This window comes from Amycolatopsis alba DSM 44262, assembly GCF_000384215.1.
Lineage (GTDB): Bacteria > Actinomycetota > Actinomycetes > Mycobacteriales > Pseudonocardiaceae > Amycolatopsis > Amycolatopsis alba.
Genome location: NZ_KB913032.1, coordinates 3,319,338 through 3,344,473, shown reverse-complemented (window position 1 = coordinate 3,344,473; position 25,136 = coordinate 3,319,338). Strand labels below are relative to the sequence as shown.

The following is a 25,136-nucleotide window of genomic DNA, read 5'->3' as shown; positions in this document are numbered from 1 at the left end:
GACTAACGAATGATCCTCAGCCTGAGCTGCCGCTCTTCTTGGGGTCGCCGGACTTGGCGGAGCCGCTCGAAGCGCCCTCGGTGTTGCCCGCCGGGGGTGCCGGGGCCTTCTCTTCCAGCGGCGTGTTGTTGATCAGCGCCTGGAAGAGCGTTTTCGACTTGCTCTGCAACAGCACCTCGTTGCCGCGCTTGTTCGCCTCTTCGGTGGTGGGCACGGTGAGGAACTTGACCTTGTCCGAGCCCATCCCGTTCATCGACTTCGCCAGCGTCATCATCTGCTTGATGCCGAGGTTCTCGCCGAAGGTGGCCTTGGCGAACGCGTCGATGAAGCCGCTGAGCTTGCCGGTGTCGAGGATGACGTCCTTCGACATCACCGTCTTCAGCAGCGCGCCGAGGAAGGCCTGCTGCCGTTTGATCCGGCCGTAGTCCGACGTCGGGTCGCCCTTGACGTGCCGCGCCCGGACGTAGTTCAGCGCCTGGTCGCCGGAGATCCGCACCTCGCCCGCCTGCGGGATGACCATGCCGAGGGTGTCGTCGTCGATGGGCTTCTCGTTGTAGACGGTGACGCCCTGCACGGCGTCGACCATGGACTTGAAGCCGTTGAAGTCGATCCCGACGAAGTGGTTCATCTTCATGCCGGTGATCTGCTGGATGACCTTCGTGACGCACTGCGGGCCGCCGACCGCGTAGGCGGTGTTCAGCTTCGTGATCTTCTGCGCAGGCGAGGTCTTGTCCGTGTACGACGACGTCGCCGGGTCCCACCGCTTGCATTCGGGACGGCTGATCTCGAGGTCGCGCGGGAAGGACACCATGACGACGCGCTGCCGGTCGGCGGGGACGTGCGCGATCATGACCGTGTCCGAACGGGCGCCGGGGTTGCTTTCCGCGTCGCCGACGCCGTCTTCGGCGGACGCGCCGTCACGGCTGTCGGAGCCGACCATCAGGAAGTTCTCGTCGCCGGTCTGGCCCGCCGCGTCCTGGATGTCGGCGGAGTCCTCGTCGAGCGAGGCGACGGTGTTGAACTTCGCGTCGAACCAGGTCTGGGCACCCCATGCCGAGCCGATGGAGAGGAACACGAGCGCGGCGGCCACGGCGGCCGTGATCCGGCCCGCTTTGGCCGACTGCCTGGTCTTGCGTTCCTTCTTCTCCTGCAGACGGGTCTGCGGGGAGGACTGCTCGGCGGCTTCGGCAGGCTCGGAATCGGTGGTCGTGACCACCCGCTGCAGCGCGGTGCGCGTCTGCTCCAGCAGCGCGGCTGGACGGGAAGCGAGCCGTTCGCGGCGCTCGCGCTTCTTGGCCTCTTCGGCTTCGAGCTCGTCGTGCGCGGCGGAGAACCGGGCGAGCGTGTGGTCGATCTTGCGCTTGGTGATCGTCGCGTCGTCGATGGCCTCTAGCTCGTCGGTCATCGTGAGCCGGTCCATCTCGGACCGCGGCGGGACGCCGGGTGACAGGGACGGCGCCGGTGCCGGTGCCTGCTGGACCGGTCGCTGAGCAGGGCGGCGGGGACGACGCGGTGGTGCCGGGACCGCGGGCTGCTGCTGCGCGCCGGGGTTCACCACCGGAGGACGACGCTGCGTCGGTGCCTCGGGGCTGGGCGCTGCCTGTGGGGCGCGGCGCGGCTGGCGCGCCCGAGGCGGGCGCTGGGCGTCGGCAGGCGGCGGTGTCTGGGCCTGAGGTGTCTGAGTCTGGGGTGTCTGGGCCTGCGGCGCGGCGGGAGGCGCCGGGGTGTCGGCGGGAGCGGCCGGACGGGGGCGCCGCGGTGCGGGCGGTTCCGCCCGGTTCGCGCGCGGGGCGGGTCTCGGAGGCTCGGGCGCGGGCTCGTCCTGCCGGAGACGGCGCGGAGCGGGAGCCTCGGCGGCGGGGTCGAAGATCGGGCGTTCACCCGTATGACGTGCGACGACGTCGGAAACGCTGATCCCGCCGTGGGTTTCCATCGAGCGTCGACGGCTCCGGCGGCCTCGCTCACCGGCACTTCTGTCGGTGTGGCTGTGGCGACCGGTCCCCGTGGTGTGGTGCTCGTCGGGCACTCGGTCTCCTTTCACATGCTGGCGTCGAAGCTCTTTCGTTATCGTACGGACACCTCAGGTTCGTGACGACAACCATCCCGGAATTTTCTTCACCCAAGGTACCGATAAGCGCCGAACGGTCCATGCGATCGGGTGAGCGGTCCCGGTTAAAGCTGCGTTAAAAGGTTCGAAACCGTCACGCAGAGTGCGACTTGTGTCGGTGTTGCCCCAGTGAGTGGCTACGCGCCCGCGGACTCGGCGGCGTTCATCGGTTGAGGAATCATCCGCGAAGATTCTTTATCCTGATACGCCACTTTGTTCCGGCCGGCCCGTTTCGCCATATACAACAAAGCGTCGGCGTGGCGCAACTGTCGTTCCGGTTCCACCGCGCGACCGGGTTCCGTGCGGCCCTCGTGCGCTAGCCCCACGCTGATCGTCACCGAAAGGCCGCGCCGGATCCGGCGCCACGGATGGCGGGCCACCCGGATGCGGGCGGTGTCGGCGATCCGCACCGCGCGGGCGGCGTCCACATCCGGGATGACCAGCGCGAACTCTTCGCCGCCATAGCGGGCGCAGAACGCTTCCGGCGGAAGTCCCTGCTGAAGCAGGTCGGCCACTTCGCGCAGCACCCGGTCGCCGACCAGATGCCCGAAAGTGTCGTTGACGTCCTTGAACAGGTCGAGGTCGACCAGTGCGATCGCGATCCCCGGCGGGCCGCGGTGGTCGACGGCCGGGCCGTGCAGCCACTGGTCGAGGTAGCGGCGGTTGTAGCTGGACGTCAGCGTGTCCCGCAGGCTGCCGGCGCGGGCGAGGTCGAAGGCGGACTTGAGGTGGTGGTAGGCGCGCCGCCAGTCACCTTGGGTGGCGAGTACTCCGGCGATCGACTCGTGGAGGCTGAGCAGATCGGTGGACGGCGCGCTCGGTGGGAGCGCGGCCTCGTCGTCGGCTACCACGCCCACCTCCGCCACGAATTGGTTTTCGTCGTATAGGAGGGATCTCTTGAGGTGTGAGTACGGGCCAAAGTGAATATCGCTCAAGAGGACGACGGATCCGCCCCATTGTCACGCACCGAAGTACCGTTCTGTAAGGCCGAAAACGGCTCGAAGTCTTTGAGCTGCGAAAACTGATCCTTCGCCCAGTAACTCACGTCAGTCACATCGTCATTCAGCAACAGTGCGTAATCGTTCCAGCTCACCCAGCGCCAGTCGCCCACTTCATCCGGATGCGGTCGCGGGTCTTCGTCGACCCAGGCGACGAAGACCGGGCAGAACTCGTTCTCGATCACGCCTTCGAACGGTGGCGTGGAGTAGCGGTACGCCGGAAGGACACAGCGGAGCCCGGCCAGCCGGGGCAGCCCGAGCTCGAAGGCGGCGCGGCGCCGGACGGCCTCCTCGATCGGCTCACCCGGCGCGGGGTGCCCGCAGACACTGTTGGTCCAGACGCGGGGCCACACCTTCTTCGACGCGGCGCGGCTGGTGATCAGCAGGGCCTGGTCGCTGCTGCGCAACAGATAGCAGGAGAACGCCAGGTGCAGCCGGGTGTTCTCGTGGTGCGCGGCCAGTTTGGGCGCGGTTTCGCCGGTCGGCTCGCCCTCTTCGGTCACGTAGACGATGCGTTCGGTGTCCACTTCGGTCGTGTTGTTCACCGGGCCACTGAACCACCAGGCTCGCTGTAACCGGTACCGCGACCAGAGTTACCCCTGTTAGTGGGATGAAAGGTGCTCCACTAGCAAAGAAGTGACGGCCTCGGGTGCCTCTTCCACCACCCAGTGTGAGGCGTCCTCGATCATCTCGAAGCGGTACGGGCCGGTGACCCGGTTCGCGGTGTCGAGCGCGGCCGTCGAACCGAAGGCGGCGTCCTCCGTGCTCCAGATGTAGAGCGTCGGAACCTCGATCGGGCCGATCTTCCCGCCGGGACGGCCGGCGCGGTACCAGTTGAGCGCGGCGGTGAGCGCGCCCGGTTCGGACAGGCGCTGGACGTACTCGTCGATCTTGCTCGGCGGCACCTTCCAGTCGAAGATGCGGCGCAGCGCGTCGGCGTTGTTGTCGAGCATCCGCCGTTCGGTGACGCGGGTCTGCCGCCATTCGGTCATGTACGCCGAGCGGAGATGCTGGTCCTCGTCGGTCTTCATGGCTTCCGCGAGCGCCGCCGGATGCGGCGTCGAGACGACGGCGAGGCTGCGAAGCCGACCGGGATGCGCGTCGGCCGTCCACCACGCGACAGCGCCGCCCCAATCGTGCCCGACGAGATCGAATTCGTTCCACCCCAAACGATCCGCGATCGCGAGGACGTCGCCGACGAGGTCGTCGATCCCGTATTCCGACGCCTGTTCCGGCCGGACGTCGGGTGAGTAGCCACGCTGATCCGGTGCCACCGCGCGATAGCCGAGCACGCCGAGCGTCGCGACCTGGTGCTCCCATTCCACCGCGGCCTCGGGAAACCCGTGCAGCAGCAGGACAGGACGGCCGTCTTCGGGGCCGGCCGCGATGGCGTCGAAGGAACCGGCGGCGGTGGGGATGCTGAGCTGCTCGATCACGAGGCCGACTCTACGGGCCACCGGTTTCGGGCAGGCGGCAAGGGATTGACGGCGGATGTCCGATTCGTTCTCATGAGCGCCGCGGCCGATCTTCGGCCGCACTGGGGAAACTGGGGTAATACATGTCGAACAGTTGGAGGCGCCGGCGAATGTCGCGGTGGCCGAAGGGGCGCCGGTTTCGGTCGCCGGGGTCTGTGACGGGAATCCGGGCTGCCGGCTCGGGCCGTATTCCAGCCTGAGCAGTTGCCAGATCGAGCAGAGCAATATGGCCCGGTACTACACGATCACCATGCGGTGCTTCGAGGTCGACACCGGCCAGTGGAAGTTCGCCTACAAGACCAGGGGCACCTGAGTCGTGAACGAAAACGCTCCCGCCGGCCGGTCCGGCGGGAGCGTTCTTCGGTTCAGCCCCCCGAGTGCATGTCCTCGGTCTCGGGGACGCAGTCGTCGTCCGGGTCGTCGAGCCAGCCGTGCGGCAGCGTGACCTTGCCCGGCGACCCCTGCCGCCCGCGCGGTCCGTCGGCGTTGTCGGGGAACGGCGCGTCGTGGTCAAGGCGGCCGATGAGATCGTCGAGTTCGGCCAGGCCGGACACCATCGCGAAGCCGCGGCGCAGTTCGGAGCCGACCGGGAAGTTCATGAAGTACCAGGCCATGTGCTTGCGGAGGTCGCGCAGTGCCTTGGTCTCGCCGTCGTGCTGGATGAGCAGTTCGGCGTGCCTGCGCAGCACCTTCGCGACCTCGCCGAGATTCGGCGGTGTCGGCAGCGGGCGCCCGGCGAAGGCGGCTTCCAGCTCGCCGAACAGCCACGGCCTGCCCAGACAGCCGCGGCCGACCACGACACCGTCGCAGCCGGTCTCGTCGACCATGCGCAGCGCGTCCGCGGCAGAGAAGATGTCACCGTTGCCGAGCACCGGAATGGTGGTGACGGCTTCCTTGAGCGCCGCGATCTTCGTCCAGTCGGCCTGGCCGGAGTAGCGCTGCGCGGCGGTGCGCGCGTGCAGGCTGACCGCCGCCGCGCCCTCGGCCTCGGCGATGCGCCCGGCGTCGAGATACGTCAGGTGGTCGTCGTCGATGCCGACCCGGAACTTGACCGTGAACGGCACCCCCGCCTCGGCCGCGGCCTTCGACGACTCGCGCACGATGTCGGCGAACAGCTTGCGCTTGAACGGCAACGCCGCGCCGCCGCCCTTGCGCGTCACCTTCGCCACGGGGCAGCCGAAGTTGCTGTCGATGTGGTCGGCGAGCCCTTCGCCGGTGATGATGCGGACGGCCTCGGCCATCGTCTTGGGGTCGACCCCGTAAAGCTGCATCGACCTGGGCTTTTCGTTCTCGCCGAAGGTCATCATGTGCATCGTGCCGGGGTGGCGTTCGACCACCGCGCGGGCGGTGATCATCTCGCAGACGTAGATGCCCGCGCCGTACTCCTGGCACAGCTGCCGGAACGCGACGTTGGTGATGCCCGCCATGGGAGCGAGCACGACCGGGGGATCGACCTCGTAGGGGCCGATCTTAAGGCTGGGCTTGCTCAGGGTGGCAGTCACGTCCTCCATTGTCGCCTGTGGTGTCTGTCACTCGCAGGTGGGCCGGTCTCCCTCGCGTGAGACTCAAGGTTCGGCTTGGCACGGCCGATACGAACGGAAGTCCGGTGTGAGCGGGTCCGGCTGCGTGGTCGGCCGCTCTTCAGCGTGAAGACGCGTCGGCAAATTCACGAGCGGTCTGTCGGCAGATCAGCGACCAGAGCTTCGGCAGATCAGCGGAGAACTGTTCGGCAGATCCACGGAATACTGTAGGGTCGAGTCGTGCATGGACCTGATGGCTACCTTCCGCGCAAGGCCGCTGACATGGTCGCGGAAGCTCTTGGTGACACCCGTGTGGTCATCCTCAACGGGGCACGTCAAACGGGTAAGAGCACTCTTGCCGAGTGGTGTTTGCGCGATCATCCGGACGGCGTGCGGCGCTATCTGGATGATCCTCGGACGAGGGCTTCGGCCGCGGCGGATCCAGTGGCTTTCCTGGACGCGCCGGGAGCCATGCTCATCGATGAAGTCCAGCGAGTCCCGGAACTGTGGTTGACCATCAAGCACATAGTGGACCGCGATCCTCGCCCAGGGCGTTTTCTGCTGACCGGTTCTGCCCGGCTCCTCGGATTGAGCCAGCTTCCCGATTCCCTGCCAGGACGCTCGGAGACGATCGAACTGTTCCCCTTGTCCCAAGGGGAGATCGGCGGCGGACCTGACGGTTTCGTCGACGCCGCGTTCGCGCACGGCAGTCGATTGCGAGCAACCTCCTCTCCGGCATTGCGCCGACGCGACTATCTGGCTCTCGCCACTCGTGGCGGATATCCCGAAGCCGTTCGTCGCGAAACTCCACGGCGACGTGCTCAGTTCTTCAGGTCGTATCTCGACGACATCATGAGCCGGGATGTGCATCAAGTCGCGGACATCCAACGCGTCTCCGACATGCGGCGTCTCATCGGAACGCTCGCGGCGCAGTCCGGCGGCTTGCTCAACTACAGCCGTCTCTCGTCGGATCTGGCGCTTCCAGCGTCGACTGTCCGCGATTACGTCGGACTCCTCGAACTGATTTACCTGATCCGGCTGATTCCAGGATGGTCGGCGAACGCGACGACCAGGGCGGTTGCCACACCGAAGCTGGTGTTCAACGACGTGGGCCTCGCCGGGCACTTGATCTCCGGCGTCACCAACGACGTCACGACAGGTGGACTTGTCGAGACATTCGTCATCGGCGAACTCGCGCGCCAGATCACCTGGAGTCAGACGATGCCCCGTCTGTATCACTACCGTGATCGTGACGGCTACGAGGTTGACGCGATTTTGGAGGACAACGCAGGTCGCGTGGTCGCTATCGAGGTGAAGGCCGCCGAAACCGTCCGCGCCGATGATTTTCGTTCGATTCGGGTCCTTCAGCGACGACTGGGTGATCGGCTTCGTGCCGGTTTCGTCCTCTACTGCGGCGACCAGCAGCTTCCTTTCGGGGACAACCTCGCTTGCTTCCCGATCAGCGCGCTATGGACCACTCCGCCGGAGTGAGCCCTGGATGGCGAGGGCTCCTCAGGACGACTTGGCCAACTGGCTGACCCGCTGGAACGACATGCCGAGGACTTCACCGGCTTCGCACTGTGAAACGCCGAGCGCGAGGAGTTCCTGAACAGCCGCACGGTGTTCAGTGGCGGCCTCGGCCTGCTTTCGCTGAGCCTCTTCGCGCAGGACTTCAGCGCGGGCTTGGTGGTCCTTCACCGAATTCGGCAGATGTACTTCGAGGTGCAGGTCGTACTCGTGGCCCTTGGCGCCGTCCATGATCTCGTTGGCCCTTCCCGCTCGCGTTGCCGCCTGGCGGCGACCGCGATCTTCTTGATGACCTCTCGTCTCTTCATGACAGATGTCTCGGCGGGGCTGGACGCAACCGTCAAGGGCGGACTGGACAGTTCGTGAGATGAGGTGAAAATCGTCCACTTGTCGCCGCCGCGCAAGTCTCCGATTTCGGTAGTTTCGCTTCCATGAGCGTCCGAACCAGACTCGACGACCTCTACGCGCGACGCCTCCGCAACCGCCTCCGCCAGGGCCCGCTGCCCCGGCACATCGGCGTGATCATCGACGGCAATCGCCGGTGGGCCCGGCAGATGGGCTTCGAGGACGTCCGTGAAGGGCATCGGCACGGCGCCCAGCAGATCGCGCGGCTGATGTCGTGGTGCGAGGGCCTCGGTATCGGGCACGTGACGGTGTACCTCGCCTCGGTCGACAACCTGACGAAGCGCGCGTCGCCGGAGATGGCCTTTCTGATGCAGGTGATCGAGGACGTCGTCCGTGACCGGCTCACCGCACCGGGCGCGAACTGGCGCGTCGAGCCGGTGGGGCGACTCGACATGCTGCCGTCGTCGACGGCCGAGGTGCTGAAGCGGGCCGAAGAGGACACTCGCGGTGCGACGGGGCCCGAGCTGACCCTCGCCATCGGGTACGGGAGCCGCGAGGAGATCGTCGACGCCGTCCGTGACCTCGTGCTCGAAGAGGCGGCGAGCGGCAGGTCACTGGCGGAGATCGCCGAAACGGTTTCCGTGGACGCACTCGACGAGCATCTGTACACGGCGGGCAGTCCCGAACCGGATCTGATCATCCGGACCAGCGGGGAGGTCCGGCTTTCCGGGTTCCTGCTGTGGCAGGCCAAGGATTCCCAGCTGTACTTCTGCGACGCCAACTGGCCGGGCTTCCGGTATCTCGACCTGCTGCGGGCGCTCCGAAGCTGGGCGCGATCACGATGATCTTGCAGGTCGCGACCACATCGTCATCACGATTGAGTAGTGCTACGGATCCCTCGGCGGCCCTCAAGCCGCATGCTGATCGCCATGACCACCGATGGGGATGTGCTCCTCAGGCTCGCCGGGGAGATCGACGACCTTGGGGCCCGCCTCGCGCGGGTCGGTACGGAGCTGAGGACAGTCCGGCCCGGAGCGGAGCCGGCGCGCGAAGAGACAGCTGAGCAGGCGCCCCAAGAGCCCGCCGCGCAGCCCGAGCCCGCCGCACAGCCGCAGCCCGAGCAGCCCGCCGCACAGCAGGCCCCGCCGCAGCAGACACCGCCGCACCAGGCAGCGCCGCACCAGGCACCGCAGCCGCAGGTGCCGCCGCAGCAGCACCAGGTGCCCCAGCAGCCGTACCCGCGCTACTTCACACACCCGCAGCACCCGCAGTACCAGTCCCAGTACCAGCAGGCCCAGTACGCGCAGTGGCAGCGCCAGCAGCCACAGCAGCCGTACCGCCCGTATCAGCCTGCCCCGAGGGTCACGCTCGCCGAGAAGCTGAGCAAGGAAGGCGCCGGCAGCAGGCTGCTGGCCTGGGTCGGCGGCGCGATCACGCTGCTCGGTGTCGTGCTGTTCCTGGTGCTCGCCATCCAGCGCGGCTGGTTCGGCCCGCTGCCGCGGGTGATCGGCGGCGCCGTGCTCGGAGCGGCACTGGTCGGGATCGGCCTGCGGCTGCACCGCACCCCGGCGGGCCGGACGGGCGCCTTCGCGCTCGCCGCGACCGGGATCGGGGCGTTGTACCTCGACGCCATCGCCGCGACGACGATGTACGAATACCTTCCGGCCTACGCCGGTCTCGCCATCGGGCTGCTGATCGCGGTCGGCGGGTTGCTGCTGGCCGTGAAGTGGAAGTCTTCGCTGCTCGCGACGGCCGTCGTGCTCGGCTGTGTGATCTGCGCGCCGATCATCACGCAGGGGTTCATCCCGGAGCTGGTCGCGTTCCTGCTCGTGGTCCAGATCGCCTCGACGCCGGTGCAGCTGCGCCAGTCGTGGCCATCGGTCGCGGTCGCCGCCGGGATCCCGCCGCTGGTCGCGTCGGTCTTCAGCACCGCGTTCACCGGTTTCGGCGGCAGCACGGCCAACACCGCCGCCGCGCTGGCCGCGGGCGCCGTGGGTCTCGCGCTCGCCCTGATCGTCACCCTCAAACGTCCGGGTGACGCCGCCGCGTTCGCCTTGCTCGCCGTCGCCCCGGCGCCGTCGTTGCTGGCCGCGCTGTTCCTCCCGAAGACCGCGGCCGTGCTCGTCACCGCGTCGGTCACCTTGGTGCTGCTCGGGGTGTGGGCGGCCGGGCAGTGGCTCGACGGCTGGATCGGCGAACTCGCGGGTGCCGCCGGGCTCCTCGCGTCCTTGCAGACGACGATGACGCTCTTCGACGGCAGCGCCCGTTCCGCGATCCTGATCGGTGAAGGTGTCTTGCTCGCCCTGGTCGCGCTGTGGACGAAGAAGCACGTGGCGCTCGCCGGCGGGCTGGTCTTCGCGGTGATCGGCGGCCTGAACGCGCTGGCCTTCGACGTCCAGCCGACGCTCTTCTTCGTGATCTGGGACCGGCCTGCCGGCCGCCTCGCCACCGGCTTGCTGGTGTCCGTCGCGATCCTGGCCGTCTCGATCACGCTTCCGTGGGTCGCGCACCGGCTCGGGCTGTTCAAGGCCGCGTCGGAGAACCTCGTGCCGTGGCTCTTCGCCGGGGTCGTCGCGCTCTACGGCGCCGCCGCGATGGTGCTGTGCGGCGCGTTGCTGGCCGTGCCCGGCCGCTCGGGTTTCCTGCTCGGGCACGTGGTGATCACGGTGTCCTGGACGGTCGCCGCGCTCGTGCTGCTCATCCGCGGCATCTCGGTGGTCGGCCTGCGGGTGATCGGCCTGGTGCTGGTCGGCGCGGCGGTGCTGAAGCTGGTCCTGTTCGACCTCTCCGCGCTCGACGGCCTTGCCAGGGTCGCCGCCTTCCTCCTCGCCGGTCTGGTGCTGCTCGGCGCGGGGACGCGGTACGCGAAACTCGTCGCATCTCGCTAGGCGGACGCGGAAGAAAAGCCGCCGGGTCGCGGTTGGTCGCTTTTATGAGCTACCAACCCGACCCGCGGCTCGCCGAGCGGGCGAAGGAGAGCGTTGCCTGGCTGACCACCATCAGCCCGAAGGGCCGTCCTTCGCCCCGACCGGTGTGGTTCGTGCTCGACGGTGAGGACATCGTCCTCTTCAGCCAGCCGGACACGGCGAAGACGCGGCACATCGAAGCCAATTCCGAAGTCAGCCTCCACTTCAACAGTGACGAGCACGGCGGCTCGATCCTGGTGATCGGCGGCCGGGCCGAGATCCTGCCGGACGGTCTCCCCTCGGAGCAGCCGGGCTTCCTCGCCAAGTACGAGAAGCACTACCCGGCGATCGACTACGACGTACCGAAGTTCGACCGGGAGTACCACGTCCGGATCAGGATCCGGCCCGAACGGTCTTGGGGCTTCTAGAAACCGACGGTGACACAGGCCAGCCGGGCCCCCGCGGTCCCGGCGTGGCCGGGGTCGGTGTGCGTATGCGTTTCGTGGATCACGATCGAACCCGCCCGCCGGTCGGTGAACGTCCAGTCCACTTTGGACACGGCGGCGCCGCGGCCGGTGGCGTCGGTGGTGAGGTCGAGCCAGATCTCGTTGCGGGGGTTGGCGTAGGCCGGATCCACCGACGGCTTCACCGGGTCTTCGACGTTCTGGTAGTGCGGTCCGGCGAGATCACCGGTGGCACCACACGGCTTCGTGTGCGCGTGGGCGCCGTATTCGCGGTTGGGCAGCAGACCGGTCACGAGTACCGCGGTCGAGGTGCCGTGAGCCTTGGAGGTCAACCCGAAAACGTGCGCGCGGGAGCCTGCCGGCACCAGGTCCGGTTTGTAGATCGTGAGACCGCTCTTGGCGGTGATGACGTGAACACGGGATCCGGGGGTGGCGGTGGCCGCCCCGGCGCCGGAAGTGAGCGCCAGTGCGGCGGTGGACAGGGCCAAAACTAGTACGGGGACGGGGCGCATGCCCCTTGCCTAGTCCGCACGAATCGGACACGCCAGACAGGTCACTCGGTCGGGCGATCATTCTCAAACTATGAGCAGAGTGCGCGCCAGCGTCCGTTGAGGGCGGTGGCGGGGGCATGGATGGAAGGACAAGTGAGTAGCAACCCTCCGGATCGTACTTGGCTGGTCGCGGTGGCCGCCGCACTTTGGGGCACAGACGGGCTTTTGCGGCTCCCGCTCGCCGAGGCGCTCCCTGCGGCCACGGTCGTCTTCTGGGAGCACCTGCTCGTGGTACTCGTGCTGAGTCCCCTCATTCCCGGTGCTTTCCGCGCACTGCGCCGGTGCGGGCCGCGGGAATGGCTGGCCGTGCTTGCCATCGGCGGCGGTTCCTCCGCGCTCGCGACGGCGATGTTCACCGCGGCTTTCAAACTCGGCGACCCGGTGACGCCGTTGGTGCTCCAGAAGCTCCAGCCGGTTTTCGCCGTGCTGGCGGCATATTTCGTACTCCGTGAGCGAGTCCGTCCGGGGTACGCGTTCTTCGCGATCCCGGCGCTGCTCGGCGCTTGGCTGCTGGCGTTCAAGGATCCGCTGAACATCCAGCTGGCCGCCGCGAAGGCGGCGCTGCTGGCGATCGGCGCGGCCGTGCTGTGGGCGGCGGGCACGGTGCTCGGACGGCTGCTCTCCACCGAGCTGGCGCCGAAGGAGGTCACCACCCTGCGCTTCACCGTCGGTCTTCCGGTCGCGGCGGGCATCGTGGCGTACCAGGGCGGCGGGTTCGCGGTCGGCTGGGACAACGCGCTCGGCCTGATCCTGCTCGCGCTGGTCCCCGGCCTGCTGGCGCTGAGCCTGTACTACCTGGGCCTCCGGTCGACACCGGCCGCCAGGGCGACACTGGCGGAGCTGGCGTTCCCCGTCACGGCCGCCGTGATCGGCGTATCGTTCCTGAACGCGCAGCTGTCCGGTACGCAGTGGCTGGGCCTCGCCGTCGTGGTCCTGTCGGTGACCTCGCTCGGCTGGCACGAGAAGGTCACGCGTCAACCGATGGTCTTGGAGCCGCCGCATGGTCGAGCACACCGGCGAGACGAAGAACGAACGCCTGACCCGCAACGTCAGTGAGCTCCTGCAGGAACTCCGCGTCGCGCAGGCGGGCGTCCAGATCCTCTTCGGTTTCCTGCTCACGGTGGTGTTCACCGACGAGTTCCACGAGGCGAGCGGGTTCGAGAAGTCCGTTCACCTGGCGGCGGTCGTCCTCACGGTCTGCTCGACGGTGCTCCTGACGGCGCCCGCCGCGTGGCACCGGCTGCTGTTCCGCACCGGCAACCGCGAGCGGATCCTCACCTACGGCAACCGGTCCGTCCTGATCGGGCTCGGCTGCCTCGCGGCCGCGATCACCACGACCGTCGCGCTGATCGCCAAGGTCGTCTTCGGCCCGGTCGCCATGACGATCCTCGGCGTGGTTTCGGGCGTGCTGTTCGTCGGCATGTGGTTCGTCGTGCCGAAGCTGATCGACGGGAGCGGCGGCTGATCGCGGGGTGTCGTCCTACGGCAGGCCGAACGCGGCCCGCGACACCGTTCCAGGGTCGTCCGGGCTCGCACCGTCGATCACCCGGCGGGCACCGACCCACGAGAACATCGCCTTGACCGAACGCGAGTAGCCCGCGCCGCCCTCCGCGATCTTCCGGTCGATCACCCGGTACCCGCCGGGAGTGCGTTCGACGCGGTAGACCATCGGCTGTCGGCGGAATCCACCGCGCGTGACGAGCCCGTCGCCTTCCTTCGCGACCTCGTCGCAGTTCGCGACCAGGCCTACCCTGACCTGATCGCCGTCCGTGCGGGTCTCGATCACCTTCTGTGTGCACACCCAGCGGATCTCCGCGCCGCCGGAACCGGCGAGCGCGCGCAGATGCTCGTCGATCGGAGGCAGCGCCTCCCGCGCGACGGTGTCGTCCACCGACGGCATTTCGTCCACGATCCACCAGGCGGCCGCGGTCACCACGACACCGACCCCGGCGAGCACGGGCCAGCGTTTGACGTTCCCCATGGTGACGAAGCTACCGAGCGGGGCAAGTGTTCACCCGCGGTTCGGGACGCGTTGCCTGGGCGACCGTAGGTTTCGGCCGTGAACGACTCCTCCAGACGGACCTTCCTGCGCGGTGCGGGCCTGCTCGGCGCCGGTGCGGCGGCGTCCGCGTTGCCCGTGCTCGGCGCCCCGGCGGCTTCGGCGACCTTCGGCCGTCACGGCCCGGACGCCGAAGACGGCTGCTTCACCCTCGCGGTCCTGCCCGACACCCAGTACCTCTTCGACGCCGACCGCGGCGACCCCGCTCCCTTGGACGCCACGTTGCGCTACGTCACCGGCGGTGACGAGAACATCGTCTTCCTGGCACATCTCGGCGACCTCACCGAGAACGGGCAGCGGGGCGAGTTCGACCAGATCAGCCGGTCCTTCCAGCAGCTGGACCGGTGGCGGTTCCCGTACAGCACCCTGGCAGGCAATCACGACATCAAGTCCTCGACCGACGACCAGCGCGGCCGCACGCCGTACCTCGACGCGTTCGGACCGCAGCGGCAACGGGGTTCGCGGACCTTCCGCGGCGCGAGCCCGGACGGCTACAACAGCCATCACGTGTTCCGCGCGGGCGGCCGTGAGTGGCTGCTGCTCGCGCTTGACTGGCGGCCGTCGGCGGGCGGGCTGGAATGGGCGCGGTCGGTGCTGGCGCGGAATCCGCGGCTTCCGGCGATCCTGACCATCCATGAATTGGTATGGGCCGACGAGGCCGGTCAGGCGCAGCTTTCCGAGTTCGGGCAGAAGGTGTGGGACGAGCTGATCGCCGGGAACGACCAGATCTTCCTGACGCTCAACGGGCACTACTGGCCGCCGGGCCGCGCGGTGAAGCGGAACAAGGCCGGCAACGACGTCCATCTGCACATCACCAACTACCAGGACCGCTACTACGGCGGCAGCGCGATGATCCGGCTCTACCGGTTCGACCTCGCGCGGAACGTGATCGACGTCCGCACGTTCTCGCCGTGGCTGGCCGATCAGGCGCCCCGGCTGAACGAGCTGCAGCGACAGGAGATCGAGCGCACCGGCCCGTCGGACTACTTCAGCCTGGAGATCGACTTCGACACCAGGTTCGCCGGTTTCGCGCCCGTCCCGGTCCCGCCCGCGCGGCCTGCCGAACGGCAGCTGATCCGCGGGACCGTGGCGTACTGGCGGTTCGAAGGCCGCGACGGCGCGCCCGTCGACGGGGTCCGCGACCTTTCGGGCCGGGGCAACGACCTGGTCCGGGTGACCCTGCCCGGCAGCGCGGCGGAAACGCTGCGGTTCTCCGGTGAGTTCTCCGGGCGGCAGCCGTCGAGGTCGAGCCTGAAGTTCGACGGCGGCAAGAAACCGGCCCGCGGCGCGTATCTGCGCACGGCGGACTCCGCGCCGATGAACGCGGAGACGTTCGCGCGCGGCTACACCGTCGAGGCATTCGTGAAGCTGCCCGAGGATTTCAAGGACGGCAAGCATTCCTGGGCCGCGATCTTCGGCAGGCAGGGCTCGGGCGGCAAGGCGGGCAAGACCGGCGACGATCCCGGCGAGCCGTCGGCCACACTGTCCCTTTCGGACGGTGCGGCGTTCCAGTGGGCGGTGTTCCCGGTGAACCAGAACGGGATCTCGACCGCGTGGGGACATGAGCTGGCCTTGAAGGAATGGATCCACGTCGCCGCCGTCAACGACGGCAGGCGGACGACGCTCTACGTCGACGGCTGCCCGGTGCTGCGGAACCCGAAGACGGCCGCGGCGGGGATCGCGAACCCCGGTGGCTCCTGGCTGATCGGCGCCTACGCCTACGACTCGATCGTCGAGCAGGCGTTCCACGGCTGGCTGGGTGACGTCCGCGTGGTGGGGAGGGCGCTGGAGCCGCGCGAGTTCATGCTCGGCTGAGCGCTGCGGATCGTGCGCGGTAATGGTGGATGTCCGTCCCCATTATCGCGCACGATCGTTTCCCGAGGAATGCGGGGTCCCTCTTGACAAGGGGTGGACAATAAAAAATCGGCGTCCGATCAGCAGTGCTCGTTCAAACACTGATCAGTACGCCGAATGTGTTGTCAGTCTAACCGCTGTGAGGGGAACTTGTCAAATCAGGGGTACGACGAGGAATTGCGATCCGAACAGGAGTACATCACGTCGCTCTACGAGCGGCTCGACACCGAACGTACGCGGGTGAGCGACGCGTATGCCGGTGCACTGCGGGGAGAAGGCCTCGCACTGTCCGACCGGGAAGTCTCCGTCGGCACGAAGGCACGCGAGATGGCCAGGCTGAAGATCGCGGACGAAGGCCTTTGTTTCGGCCGTTTGGACGCCCTTTCGGGAGAACGGACGTACGTCGGCAGGATCGGCCTTTTCGACGAAGGCGGCGACTACGAACCTTTGGTGCTGGATTGGCGGGCGCCGGCGTCGCGCCCGTTCTACTGCGCGACCGGCGCTTCCCCTGAAGGAATGTCGCGGCGCCGCCAATTCCGCACTCTCGGCCGCAAGGTCCTCGAGTTCAGGGACGAGGTCTTCGGCCGACCGGACCCGGCTGGGGAACGGGGCGACGTCGCGCTGCTGGCGGCGGTCAACGCGCCGCGCGGCGAGGGGATGCGGGACATCGTCGCGACGATCCAGGCCGAGCAGGACGAGATCATCCGGCTCGACCACGCGGGCGTCGTCGTCGTGGAGGGCGGCCCCGGCACCGGCAAGACCGTGGTGGCGCTGCACCGGGTGGCGTACCTGCTGTACACGAAACGGGAGCGCATGGAACGCCGCGGCGTGCTCGTGGTCGGGCCGAGCACCGGCTTCCTCGACCACATCGGCCGCGTCCTGCCGTCGCTCGGCGAGACCAGCGCCGTCTTCGCGACGCCCGGCGGCCTGGTTCCCGGCCTGCGCACCGAACGCGAGGATCCGCCGGAGGTGCAGCGGATCAAGGGTTCGCTGGCGATCCTGGACGTGCTCGCGGCGGCGGTGACGGACCGGCAGGAACTGCCTGCCGTGCCGGAGCCGATCGAGCTCGACGACGTCACCGTGCCGCTGGACGCCGAGGTCGTGGCGGCCGCGCGCGAGGTCGCCCGTGACAGCGGCCTGCTGCACAACGAGGCGAAGGCCGTCTTCGAACGCGAGGTCATCGCCGCGCTCACCACGCGCGCCGTCGACCGGATCGGCGCGGGCTGGCTGCCGAAGGACGACAAGCACACCCGCCCGGAAATGCTCAAGAACCTCCGGCGCGACCTGGAGGGCAGCGTGGCGCTCGGCGCGGTGCTCGACCGCCTCTGGCCGGTTCTGACGCCACAGCGGCTGCTCGCCGACCTCTACGCCTCGCCGGAGCGGTTGCGGGCGGCAGGGGCCGATCCGGCGCTGTTCCGCGAGGACGCGGCCGCGTGGACGGTGTCCGACGTGCCGCTGCTGGACGAAGCCGTCGAACTGCTCGGCTGGGACGATACCGCCGGGCGGCGGGCCGAAGAGCGGCGGCAGCTGGCACAGAAGGACTACGCCGAGCGGGTACTGGAACTCATCGAGGTCGAAGAGGACCACGACGACTACGAGTTCGCGCTTCGCCCGACGGACGTGCTGAAGGCCGAGGACCTGGCGGAGCGGTTCGCGAAACGCGACGATCGGGACCTGGCCGAACGCGCCGCCGCCGACCGGGAATGGACCTACGGCCATGTCGTGGTCGACGAGGCGCAGGAACTGTCCGAAATGGACTGGCGGGTGCTGATGCGGCGCTGTCCCAGCCGGTCGTTCACCGTGGTCGGCGATCTCGCGCAGCGTCGTTCGCCGTCCGGCGCGCGGTCGTGGGACGCGATGCTCTCCCGGTACGTCGCCGATCGGTGGGTGTACCGGAAGCTGACCGTCAACTACCGGACGCCGTCGGAGATCATGGCGGTGGCGGCCGCGCTGCTGGCGAGTTTCGCCCCCGATGTCGTCCCGCCGGAATCCGTGCGGTCGTGCGGCGTGCGGCCGTGGGCCCGTCGACTGTCCGAAGTGGACATCGAGGCGGCGGTCGCGGAGTTCGTCCGCGAGGAATCGGGACGTGCGGGGACAGCGGTCGTCATCGGGCCGCCAGGAGTGCCGGGTGCCATCGCGCCGTCCGCGGCGAAAGGGCTGGAGTACGACGCCGTCCTGGTGGTGGAGCCGGAGCGGATCCTCGCGGAAGGCACGGGCGGTGAGGCGGAACTGTACGTCGCGTTGACCCGTGCGACGCAGCGGCTCGGGGTCCTGCACGGCGGCCCGCTGCCGAAAGTCCTCCGCGGTCTTGATTCCGGGCGGCGGACTCCCGACGCGTATCTGCGTTGCGTCTAGGGGGTGCCAAGGCGCCGTGAGTGTTCTGGCGACCCCAGAACACTCACGACTCCCCCCCCAACGGGGCTACCTGGTCAGATTTCCCCAGGCGTATGTCTGTTTTGCGAGTTTCAGGTAAACCAGTGTTTCGGTGCTGACGACACCCGGAATGGGCCGGATGTCGTCGTTCAGCACACTCAAGAGATGCTCGTCGTCCCGGCAGGCGACCTCGGCGAGCAGGTCGTAACCTCCCGCTGTGAGCACGACGTAATGGACGTCCGGCAATCCGGAGAGCTGGTCGGAGACAGCTCGCGGATCGCCTTGGACTCTGATCGCGACCATCGCCTGACGGCCGAGCCCGACGTTCGCCGGATCCGTGACCGCGACGATCTGCATCGTCTCGTCCCGCAGCAGCCGCTGGACGCGCTGCCGTACGGCACCCTCCGACAGTCCGACGGCCTTGGCCAGTGCCGTGAACGAGGCCCGCCCGTCGACTTGCAACAGGGCGATCAGAGTGCGATCGGTATTGTCCAAACCTCTAGGTGTGCGCTGCTCCATCTGCGCGCGTGGTTCGTCACCCATGCCGTCCCTCCCTTTGTTTCGGCATGCGATTCTTGTCGCGCAGCGTATCGATCAATGTCCAGAATGCTACCGCCGTTAAGTTGTTTGTCGCGATTCTCTTTCCCGGCACTCTCGTGCGAAGGATTCTGTCGCCTGACAGGGTGGGTGCCGAGGTTTTCGGACGACGAGTCAGCCCAGATCGCGTTTCAGCAGGTCTTCCTCGGTTTCACGGCGTACGAGCAGGGTCGCCGTGCCGCGGGAAACGCCGACGACGGGCGGCCTGCCGACGAGGTTGTAATTCGACGCGAGCGAGTGGTGGTATGCCCCGGTGCACGGGACGGCGAGCAGATCGCCGGGGTGGACGTCGTCGGGGAGCGCGAGCCCGTCGGCGAGGACGTCGCCCGATTCGCAGTGCCGTCCGACCACCGTCATCGGCCGCCTGACCGAGCGGCTGCGCCTGCCGATCAGGCGCGCGGTGTACGCCGCTCCGTAGAGCGCGGGCCGCGCGTTGTCGCTCATTCCGCCGTCGACGGCGACGAACGTGCGCGAACCGCGTTTCACCGCGCAGACCCGGTACACGGTGATCCCCGCCGGGCCGACGATCGCGCGGCCCGGCTCGATCGTCAATTTCGGCGACGGGAAGCCGTGCGACGCGCATTCGTAGGCGAGCGCGACCCGGAGGCGGCGCACATAGCCGTCGATGTCGAATCCCGTGTCGCCGGGCAGATAGCGGACGGCGTGCCCGCCGCCGAGGTCCAGCTCCCGCAAGGTGACGCCGTGGGTCTCGCGGAGCCCGGCGAGCACCCCGATCATCTTGCGGGCGGCCAGTTCGTAGAAGTCCACACGGGACACCTGCGAACCGATGTGGCAATGCAGCCCGACGAGGCGCAGCCCCGGCTGCGCGAGCACGGCGGAAACGGCGCGGCCGAGGTTGTCACGGACCTCCTCACGCAGCGAGAAGCCGAATTTCTGGCCTTCGGTGCCGGTGGTGATCGCCGCGTGCGTGCCTGCCGAGACGTCGGGTGTCACGCGGATCAGCACCTGCTGCGCGCCGGTGGCCAGCGCGCCGAGCTGCTCGATCTCGTCGAGCGAGTCCACCACGATCCGGCGGACGCCGTAGGACAGCGCGGCCTTGAGGTCTTCGGGGGTCTTCGCGTTGCCGTGCAGCAGGATCCGCTCGGCGGGGAAGCCGACCGACCGCGCCACCGCGATCTCGCCCGCCGAGCAGGTGTCGAGGGAAAGGCCCTCCTCAGCGACCCAGCGCAGCACCGCGCGGGTGCACAGCGCCTTGCTCGCGTACGCCACCTCGGCGTCCGGAAGTGCCCGGCGGTACGCGCGGGCGTTCTGCCGGACCTCGTCCTCGTCGAGCAGATACGCCGGGGTCCCGAACCTCGCGGCCAGATGGGACACCGGCGCGCCGGCGAACAGCAGTTCCCCGCCGGGCCCGAGCCGGGTGCTCCGCGGCCAGACACCGGGTTCGAGGAGGTCGGCGGCCTCGCAACCGAGGCTGGGCAGGAGCTCGCTGAGCGTCACGGTTACCTCCGTGTCGATCGGTCAGTGCTCGCCCCAGCACAACTCCGATCGGCCCGGCCCGGCCGCTCCGGCAACGTCTCCCTGACGCGTTCCGGGTGCTCGCTGACGCCTTGTTAACGCGCGAGTAACCCCGGCCACACCGTCAGCGGACGTGCTCCGGGACGGTGTCGAGCGCCCGCACCATGTGCACGGCCAAGGCGAACGCCGCCTCGTTGTCGAGGTCGGTGTGCTCGGTGACGATCTTCTTCACGGTGTCGACCCGGATCTCGTAGCGGGAGACGGGGACGGTGTCGGCGTTCATGGTGATCCCCTATTCGGTTGTTTCGGGTTTCGTGGCGCAGGTACAGCCGCGGCTGAAGCTGCCTGCCGCGGTGGCGAGGCAGAACCGCCTCGCGATCACGTCGTGCAGGGACAGCGGATGCGGGCAGCACGGGCACCGGTCGTCGGCCGCGGGCTCGGCCACGTCGCCGAGGGACCGGACGGAGGTCATCGCACCGCCACCGGTTGAGCGCGCAACGGCGCCCCGACTTCGTGCAGGTGCCGGAGGACGTACCCGTAGGACGCCGCCCAGCCGCACTGTGCGTAGTCGATGCCGTGCTTCGCGCAGAACTCCCGGACGATCACCTGCGCGTGCTTGAGGTTCGGCCGGGCCATGTTCGGGAACAGGTGGTGCTCGATCTGGTAGTTGAGGCCGCCGAGGGCGAAGTCCACGACCGGACCGCCGCGCACGTTGCGCGAGGTGAGCACCTGCTTGCGCAGGAAGTCGAGCTTGTGCCCTGCCGACAGCGTCGGCATGCCCTTGTGGTTCGGGGCGAACGAGCAGCCCATGTACACGCCCCAAAGGCATTGGTGCACGGCGATGAAGACGAAGCCGACCCCTGGCGAGAGGACCACGAACACCGCTGTCAGGTACGCGGCGAGGTGAGCGAGCATCAGCGCCGATTCGAGCTTCCGGCGCTTGAAGCCGCGTTGGAAGATCGCCGTCACGCTCGACACGTGCAGGTTCAGGCCTTCCAGCAACAGCAACGGAAAGAACAGGAACGCCTGGTACTTGGCCATCCAGCGCAGGAAACCGCGGCGTTCGGCGCCCTGGGCCTTGGTGAAGATCAGGGCCGCGAGGTTGACGTCCGGGTCCTCGTCCTCGTGGTTGGGATTCGCGTGGTGCCGGTTGTGCGTTCCGAGCCACCAGCCGTAGCTGAGGCCGGTCAGTCCACCGTGGACGAAACCGGTGACGTCGTTCGCCTTGCGGCCACGGAAGATCTGTTTGTGTCCCGCGTCGTGGCCGATGAAGGAGAGCTGGGTGAACATCATCGCGAAGAACGCGGCGAGGAACAGCTGCCACCAAGAGTCGCCGAGGTGGGCGAAGGCGACCCAGCCGCCCGCGAAAGCGAGCAGGTTCAAGAAGATCTTCGTCGCGTAGTACACGCGCCGCCGTTCGAGCAGACCGGCCTCTTTGACCAAATGGGACAGTGCGGCGAAGTCGCTGCCCTGCCTCGTCTGTGTGGAGGTCATGGGAGATCACACCGTTCTGGTTCGTGAAAGTGGGCAATCCAGCAACGGTTTTCAGAACACCGAAAGGGTCCGGTCCGGCCGAGAAAGGCACTGGTACCACAACACGCCACGGACGCTCCGTGGTCTTCTTCCAGCGTCCCACGCCGGCGGTGCGGAAAGCAATTCACCGAAGCAGCACGATCTGGCGTACAGTCGAGGTCATCGAGGGAAACTTCCCCCGGTTCCGTCCGGTCGCGAGGCTCGACCGGAGGCAGGAGCGCCGGCCAGAAATCGATCCTCCGCGTTCATGGTCCCGCCGGCTCCGCCGGTGAGCAGCCGCCCGCCGCGCCTCACAGCGCGCCCCGAGGCGCCCATCAGGGCCACGCCGCGCTCATCGATACCCGGTCTCTGACCTGTCGCCGTGTGCACGTCCGTTCCCGGCGGGCGTGCACACGGTCAGAAGACATTCCGGTGCGGCGGCCGGTTTTCGAGCGCTTCGGCGACCTTCCCGCGTTCTTCACCGGTCAGCGGGCGGCTCGGCGGACGGACGTCGCGGCGGCACAAGCCCAGCTGCGCCAACGCTTCCTTCACCACGCTCACGTTGTTGGCGTTCCCGTCCGCGGCCCGCAGTTCCTCGAAGGGCCGGACACGTTCCCAACAGGCCATCGCGGCGCCGAAGTCTCCGTCCCGCAGCGACCGGAACATCTCCAGCGAGAGCGACGGCGCGACGTTCACCAGTCCCGAAGTGAACCCGGTCGCGCCGACGGCGAAGTAGCCCGGTGCCGACAGCTCCGCCAGCCCGGCGATCCACACGAAGCGCGCGAGCCCCGCGTCCCGCGCCACCGACGCGAACCGCACCGGATCCGGCACCGCGTACTTCACCCCGATGACGTTCTCCGCGGCGTCGCCGAGCCTGGCCAGCTGCTCGCCCTCGATCCGCGCGTCGCGTACGTACAGCACGACACCCAGTTCCGGGACCGCGGCCGCGATGGCGCGGTGGTATTCGACCCAGCCCTCCGCCGAGACGTACGGGTGCACCGGCTGATGGATCATGATCAGGTCCGCGCCCGCCTCCCGCGCGTGCCGTGCCGCGCCGATCGCGGTCCCGAGGTCGTGCCCGACGCCGGCGACCACACTCGCCCGCCCGGCCGCCGCCTCGACCGTCAGTTCGAGGCAGCGCCGCGCCTCGGTCACGTCCAGCGCGTAGAACTCGCCGGTGTTGCCGTTCGGTGTCACGACCTCGACGCCGGCGGTGATCACCCGGTCCACCAGCTTCACGTAGGTCTCCGGAGCCACGGCGCCGTCGGCGTCGAACGGTGTCACCGGGATGGCCACGACCCCGGACAGCCGCCGTTTCCGCTCGTCGAACCGCGCTGAGGAGATCACTGGCATGTCCGATCTGATATATGATGTGACGTCTCACGGTAGCACGGTGAGGTATTGGGGCGGGCGTCCTGAATCTTGGGACGGGTGACTCGATGTCGTGTCCCGAAGGGTCCCTTCAGGACGTTCAACGTCTTAAAGGGGGCTTTCAGGACAGCCGGCGTAGCGGCTCAGGACACCTGGCATGTCTGTAGACGGTGTCGGTGACTCTGCGCGACACTGGGCCTGTTGGCGTCGACCCTGTGGATTTCGGTGCGTTGGATGACCAGAAATCCACACACCTCGCGGACTCAGCCGAAGTAGGAGTTGAAGTTCTTCGAGAACTCCCAGCCGCTGAACTTGTCCCAGTTGATCGACCACGTCATCAGCCCGCGAAGCGCCGGGAAGGTGCCGTGCGGCTTGTAGGCGCCGCAGCCGCTTCCCTTGATCAGGCAGTCCAGCGACGCGCGCACGTCGGACGGCGTCGTGTGCCCGTTGCCCGCCGAAGGGGCGGCGGGCAGGCCGATCGCGACCTGTTCCGGCTTCAGCGCGGGGAAGACGTTCCCGGCGTCGCCCGCGACGGGGAAGCCGGTGAGCACCATGTCGGTCATCGCCGTGTGGAAGTCCGCGGTCCCCATGGTGTGGTACTGGCCGTCGAGCCCCATGATCGGGCCGGAGTTGTAATCCTGGACGTGCAGCAAGGTCAGCGAGTCCCGTAGCGCGTGGATCACCGGGAGGTACGCCCCCGACCGCGGATCGGCGCTCCCGCTCGCGCCAGGGCCGTAGAACTGGTGGCCGAGCTGGACGAAGAACGTCTCCGGCGCCATCGTCAGCACGAAGTCGTTGCCGTACTTGGCTTTCAGCGTCTTCAGCGCGGAGATCAGGTTGGCCACCACGGGGGTCGTCGGGTTCTTGAAGTCGGTGTCGCCCGCGTTCAAGGACAGCGAGTGGCCCTCGAAGTCGATGTCGATCCCGTCCAGGCCGTACTTGTCGATGATCGCGCTCGCCGAACTGACGAAGGCGTCCCGCGCGGCGGCGGTGGTCAGCTGCACCTGGCCGTTCTGGCCGCCGACCGAGACGACCACCTTCTTGCCCTTGGCCCGTTGCGCCTTGATCCCGGCGATGAACTCCGCCTCGGATTCGACGCCGGGGCATTCCGCCGCCGGGCAGAGACCGAACCGGAGTTCGCCCGAGGTCACGGAGGTCGGCTCGGCGAAGGCGAGGTCGATGATGTCCCAGTCATCGGGCACGTCGGCGATCCGGGTGTAGCCGGAACCGTTCGCGAAGCTCGCGTGCAGATAGCCGACCAGGGCGTTGGCCGGGATCGAGGCCTGGGCCGTGGCGGGCATCAGCAGGCCCAGCAAGAGGAAAACGATGCCGACGGCGGCATTCCGGCGCATGGGGACTCCCTCGGGTGTGGTTCAGGTCACGTCAGGGATTGGACTAGACCACTACGAGTTTGTCAAGAAATCACCGGAGCTCGTCCGGTTTTGCCGCCATCGCACGGAGTTGTCCACACGTGAACAACCTGTGGACAACTCCGTGGATTGTCCACTTAGGACAGTGTGGCGAGGAAGGTTTCCAGTTGCTCGACGACGAACGCGTGATCGTCGGCCTGCGGCAGTCCTGAGATGCCGACCGTGCCGACCGGGCCCACGCCGTCGACGATCACCGGGAACACGCCGCCGTGCGCGGCGTAGAGGTCCGGATCGAGGCGGGAGTCGGCCTCGAACGTCGTGCCTTTCGCGCGGAACCGCTCGCCGACGAGGAACGAGCTGTGCCCGTAGCGGTCGACGACGCGGCTCTTGCGGTCGATCCACGCGTCGTTGTCGGCCGACGTGCCCGGCAACGCCGCGTGGAACAGCCGCTGGCCGCCGCGGCGCACGGAGACCGTCACCGGGAGGGCGCGGTCCCGTGCCGCCGCGAGCAGGTGGGCGCCCAGCTTCAGCGCGGTCTCGTTGTCGAACCGGCGGAAGACCAGGCGCTCCTCCTGTGCGGCCAGGACGGCAAGGGTGTCATCGCTCATGACACCCATTAAATCAACACTGT

25 protein-coding genes are annotated in these 25,136 nt (G+C 68.1%); 9 read left to right on the top strand and 16 right to left on the bottom strand.

Going from position 1 to position 25,136, the window contains the following annotated elements:
* Positions 1-16: 16 nt before the first annotated feature.
* The 4 genes from AMYAL_RS0115765 to AMYAL_RS0115745 all read right to left on the bottom strand — a co-directional run bounded on the left by AMYAL_RS0115765 (position 17) and on the right by AMYAL_RS0115745 (position 4,541).
* On the bottom strand, positions 17-2,026 hold the full coding sequence (locus tag AMYAL_RS0115765; RefSeq protein ID WP_245192926.1) for an LCP family protein: 2,010 nt from the start codon (positions 2,024-2,026) through the stop codon (positions 17-19).
* A 218-nt stretch (positions 2,027-2,244) separates the two neighbouring features.
* Entirely contained in the window at positions 2,245-2,973 is a 729-nt protein-coding gene (locus tag AMYAL_RS0115755; protein ID WP_020632266.1) for a GGDEF domain-containing protein, read from the bottom strand.
* 65 nt (positions 2,974-3,038) lie between these two features.
* Positions 3,039-3,650, bottom strand: coding sequence for an isopentenyl-diphosphate Delta-isomerase (gene idi, locus AMYAL_RS0115750; protein WP_020632265.1), 612 nt, complete (start codon positions 3,648-3,650; stop codon positions 3,039-3,041).
* Positions 3,651-3,707: 57 nt separating this feature from the next.
* Complete coding sequence (locus AMYAL_RS0115745; protein WP_020632264.1) at positions 3,708-4,541, bottom strand: alpha/beta fold hydrolase; 834 nt, start codon at positions 4,539-4,541, stop codon at positions 3,708-3,710.
* Between the two features lie 157 nt (positions 4,542-4,698).
* Between AMYAL_RS0115745 and AMYAL_RS0115740 the strand changes: the two genes are divergently transcribed.
* Positions 4,699-4,893: a hypothetical protein gene (locus AMYAL_RS0115740; RefSeq protein WP_245192924.1), complete on the top strand. Its 195-nt coding sequence runs from the start codon at positions 4,699-4,701 to the stop codon at positions 4,891-4,893.
* Between the two features lie 52 nt (positions 4,894-4,945).
* Here the strand turns inward: AMYAL_RS0115740 and dusB are convergent, their stop codons facing one another.
* Complete coding sequence (gene dusB / locus AMYAL_RS0115735; protein WP_026467121.1) at positions 4,946-6,091, bottom strand: tRNA dihydrouridine synthase DusB; 1,146 nt, start codon at positions 6,089-6,091, stop codon at positions 4,946-4,948.
* Between the two features lie 249 nt (positions 6,092-6,340).
* On the opposite strand from dusB, the gene AMYAL_RS0115730 reads away from it, so the two are divergent.
* On the top strand, positions 6,341-7,591 hold the full coding sequence (locus tag AMYAL_RS0115730; RefSeq protein WP_039794000.1) for an ATP-binding protein: 1,251 nt from the start codon (positions 6,341-6,343) through the stop codon (positions 7,589-7,591).
* A gap of 21 nt (positions 7,592-7,612) precedes the next feature.
* Here the strand turns inward: AMYAL_RS0115730 and AMYAL_RS49235 are convergent, their stop codons facing one another.
* Entirely contained in the window at positions 7,613-7,858 is a 246-nt protein-coding gene (locus tag AMYAL_RS49235; protein ID WP_143267736.1) for a hypothetical protein, read from the bottom strand.
* 200 nt (positions 7,859-8,058) lie between these two features.
* Between AMYAL_RS49235 and uppS the strand changes: the two genes are divergently transcribed.
* From uppS to AMYAL_RS0115710, 3 genes are all read left to right on the top strand, one after another.
* Positions 8,059-8,817, top strand: coding sequence for a polyprenyl diphosphate synthase (uppS, locus tag AMYAL_RS0115720; RefSeq protein ID WP_020632258.1), 759 nt, complete (start codon positions 8,059-8,061; stop codon positions 8,815-8,817).
* A gap of 72 nt (positions 8,818-8,889) precedes the next feature.
* Positions 8,890-10,860 (top strand): DUF2339 domain-containing protein, encoded by a 1,971-nt coding sequence (locus AMYAL_RS0115715; protein ID WP_026467119.1) that lies wholly within the window; start codon positions 8,890-8,892, stop codon positions 10,858-10,860.
* A gap of 44 nt (positions 10,861-10,904) precedes the next feature.
* Entirely contained in the window at positions 10,905-11,306 is a 402-nt protein-coding gene (locus tag AMYAL_RS0115710) for a TIGR03667 family PPOX class F420-dependent oxidoreductase (protein ID WP_020632255.1), read from the top strand.
* Here the strand turns inward: AMYAL_RS0115710 and AMYAL_RS0115705 are convergent.
* Positions 11,303-11,854: a superoxide dismutase family protein gene (locus tag AMYAL_RS0115705; RefSeq protein WP_026467118.1), complete on the bottom strand. Its 552-nt coding sequence runs from the start codon at positions 11,852-11,854 to the stop codon at positions 11,303-11,305. The two genes, AMYAL_RS0115710 and AMYAL_RS0115705, sit on opposite strands and share 4 nt — an antisense overlap.
* Before the next feature lie 120 nt (positions 11,855-11,974).
* Here AMYAL_RS0115705 and AMYAL_RS0115700 point away from each other — a divergent pair, with 120 nt between their 5' ends.
* Both AMYAL_RS0115700 and AMYAL_RS0115695 read left to right on the top strand, forming a co-directional pair.
* Positions 11,975-12,949 carry a DMT family transporter gene (locus AMYAL_RS0115700; protein ID WP_209447237.1) on the top strand — a complete coding sequence of 325 codons (975 nt, stop codon included), beginning with the start codon at positions 11,975-11,977 and terminating at the stop codon, positions 12,947-12,949.
* Entirely contained in the window at positions 12,894-13,358 is a 465-nt protein-coding gene (locus tag AMYAL_RS0115695; protein ID WP_020632252.1) for a DUF6328 family protein, read from the top strand. The genes AMYAL_RS0115700 and AMYAL_RS0115695 overlap by 56 nt, the downstream gene beginning before the upstream one ends.
* A 15-nt stretch (positions 13,359-13,373) precedes the next feature.
* On the opposite strand, the gene AMYAL_RS0115690 is transcribed toward AMYAL_RS0115695, so the two are convergent.
* The gene (locus AMYAL_RS0115690) at positions 13,374-13,874 is read right to left on the bottom strand and encodes a hypothetical protein (protein ID WP_020632251.1); all 501 of its coding nucleotides are present in this window, start codon (positions 13,872-13,874) and stop codon (positions 13,374-13,376) included.
* Between the two features lie 78 nt (positions 13,875-13,952).
* Between AMYAL_RS0115690 and AMYAL_RS0115685 the strand changes: the two genes are divergently transcribed.
* Together AMYAL_RS0115685 and helR are read left to right on the top strand one after the other, a co-directional pair.
* Positions 13,953-15,767 carry a LamG-like jellyroll fold domain-containing protein gene (locus AMYAL_RS0115685; RefSeq protein ID WP_020632250.1) on the top strand — a complete coding sequence of 605 codons (1,815 nt, stop codon included), beginning with the start codon at positions 13,953-13,955 and terminating at the stop codon, positions 15,765-15,767.
* 189 nt (positions 15,768-15,956) lie between these two features.
* Positions 15,957-18,161 (top strand): RNA polymerase recycling motor ATPase HelR, encoded by a 2,205-nt coding sequence (gene helR, locus AMYAL_RS0115680; RefSeq protein WP_280632806.1) that lies wholly within the window; start codon positions 15,957-15,959, stop codon positions 18,159-18,161.
* Between the two features lie 66 nt (positions 18,162-18,227).
* On the opposite strand, the gene AMYAL_RS0115675 is transcribed toward helR, so the two are convergent.
* The 8 genes from AMYAL_RS0115675 to AMYAL_RS0115640 form a co-directional block, all read right to left on the bottom strand.
* Positions 18,228-18,722 (bottom strand): Lrp/AsnC family transcriptional regulator, encoded by a 495-nt coding sequence (locus AMYAL_RS0115675; protein WP_026467116.1) that lies wholly within the window; start codon positions 18,720-18,722, stop codon positions 18,228-18,230.
* 168 nt (positions 18,723-18,890) lie between these two features.
* Complete coding sequence (gene lysA / locus AMYAL_RS0115670; RefSeq protein WP_020632247.1) at positions 18,891-20,234, bottom strand: diaminopimelate decarboxylase; 1,344 nt, start codon at positions 20,232-20,234, stop codon at positions 18,891-18,893.
* Positions 20,235-20,376: 142 nt separating this feature from the next.
* A complete protein-coding gene (locus AMYAL_RS49870) occupies positions 20,377-20,535 on the bottom strand; it encodes a DUF6307 family protein (RefSeq protein WP_020632246.1) in 159 nt (52 codons plus the stop codon).
* A gap of 9 nt (positions 20,536-20,544) precedes the next feature.
* The gene (locus AMYAL_RS0115660) at positions 20,545-20,724 is read right to left on the bottom strand and encodes an RGCVC family protein (protein ID WP_020632245.1); all 180 of its coding nucleotides are present in this window, start codon (positions 20,722-20,724) and stop codon (positions 20,545-20,547) included.
* Complete coding sequence (locus AMYAL_RS0115655) at positions 20,721-21,746, bottom strand: fatty acid desaturase family protein (protein ID WP_020632244.1); 1,026 nt, start codon at positions 21,744-21,746, stop codon at positions 20,721-20,723. The genes AMYAL_RS0115660 and AMYAL_RS0115655 overlap by 4 nt, the downstream gene beginning before the upstream one ends.
* Before the next feature lie 435 nt (positions 21,747-22,181).
* Entirely contained in the window at positions 22,182-23,117 is a 936-nt protein-coding gene (locus tag AMYAL_RS0115650) for a dihydrodipicolinate synthase family protein (protein ID WP_039793999.1), read from the bottom strand.
* 281 nt (positions 23,118-23,398) lie between these two features.
* Entirely contained in the window at positions 23,399-24,487 is a 1,089-nt protein-coding gene (locus AMYAL_RS45920) for a chitinase (protein WP_020632242.1), read from the bottom strand.
* Positions 24,488-24,642: 155 nt separating this feature from the next.
* Positions 24,643-25,113: a heme-degrading domain-containing protein gene (locus tag AMYAL_RS0115640; protein ID WP_026467115.1), complete on the bottom strand. Its 471-nt coding sequence runs from the start codon at positions 25,111-25,113 to the stop codon at positions 24,643-24,645.
* Positions 25,114-25,136 lie beyond the last annotated feature (23 nt).

Coding starts and splice junctions, on each gene's coding strand:
- AMYAL_RS0115705 (WP_026467118.1), bottom strand. CDS start 11,854: ATGCGCCCCGTCCCCGTACTAGTTTTGGCCCTGTCCACCGCCGCACTG.
- AMYAL_RS0115660 (WP_020632245.1), bottom strand. CDS start 20,724: ATGACCTCCGTCCGGTCCCTCGGCGACGTGGCCGAGCCCGCGGCCGAC.
- AMYAL_RS0115640 (WP_026467115.1), bottom strand. CDS start 25,113: ATGAGCGATGACACCCTTGCCGTCCTGGCCGCACAGGAGGAGCGCCTG.
- dusB (WP_026467121.1), bottom strand. CDS start 6,091: ATGGAGGACGTGACTGCCACCCTGAGCAAGCCCAGCCTTAAGATCGGC.
- AMYAL_RS0115700 (WP_209447237.1), top strand. CDS start 11,975: ATGGAAGGACAAGTGAGTAGCAACCCTCCGGATCGTACTTGGCTGGTC.
- AMYAL_RS0115690 (WP_020632251.1), bottom strand. CDS start 13,874: ATGGGGAACGTCAAACGCTGGCCCGTGCTCGCCGGGGTCGGTGTCGTG.
- AMYAL_RS45920 (WP_020632242.1), bottom strand. CDS start 24,487: ATGCGCCGGAATGCCGCCGTCGGCATCGTTTTCCTCTTGCTGGGCCTG.
- AMYAL_RS0115655 (WP_020632244.1), bottom strand. CDS start 21,746: ATGACCTCCACACAGACGAGGCAGGGCAGCGACTTCGCCGCACTGTCC.
- AMYAL_RS49870 (WP_020632246.1), bottom strand. CDS start 20,535: ATGAACGCCGACACCGTCCCCGTCTCCCGCTACGAGATCCGGGTCGAC.
- AMYAL_RS49235 (WP_143267736.1), bottom strand. CDS start 7,858: ATGGACGGCGCCAAGGGCCACGAGTACGACCTGCACCTCGAAGTACAT.
- AMYAL_RS0115710 (WP_020632255.1), top strand. CDS start 10,905: ATGAGCTACCAACCCGACCCGCGGCTCGCCGAGCGGGCGAAGGAGAGC.
- AMYAL_RS0115675 (WP_026467116.1), bottom strand. CDS start 18,722: ATGGGTGACGAACCACGCGCGCAGATGGAGCAGCGCACACCTAGAGGT.
- AMYAL_RS0115650 (WP_039793999.1), bottom strand. CDS start 23,117: ATGCCAGTGATCTCCTCAGCGCGGTTCGACGAGCGGAAACGGCGGCTG.
- uppS (WP_020632258.1), top strand. CDS start 8,059: ATGAGCGTCCGAACCAGACTCGACGACCTCTACGCGCGACGCCTCCGC.
- AMYAL_RS0115695 (WP_020632252.1), top strand. CDS start 12,894: ATGGTCGAGCACACCGGCGAGACGAAGAACGAACGCCTGACCCGCAAC.
- AMYAL_RS0115715 (WP_026467119.1), top strand. CDS start 8,890: ATGCTGATCGCCATGACCACCGATGGGGATGTGCTCCTCAGGCTCGCC.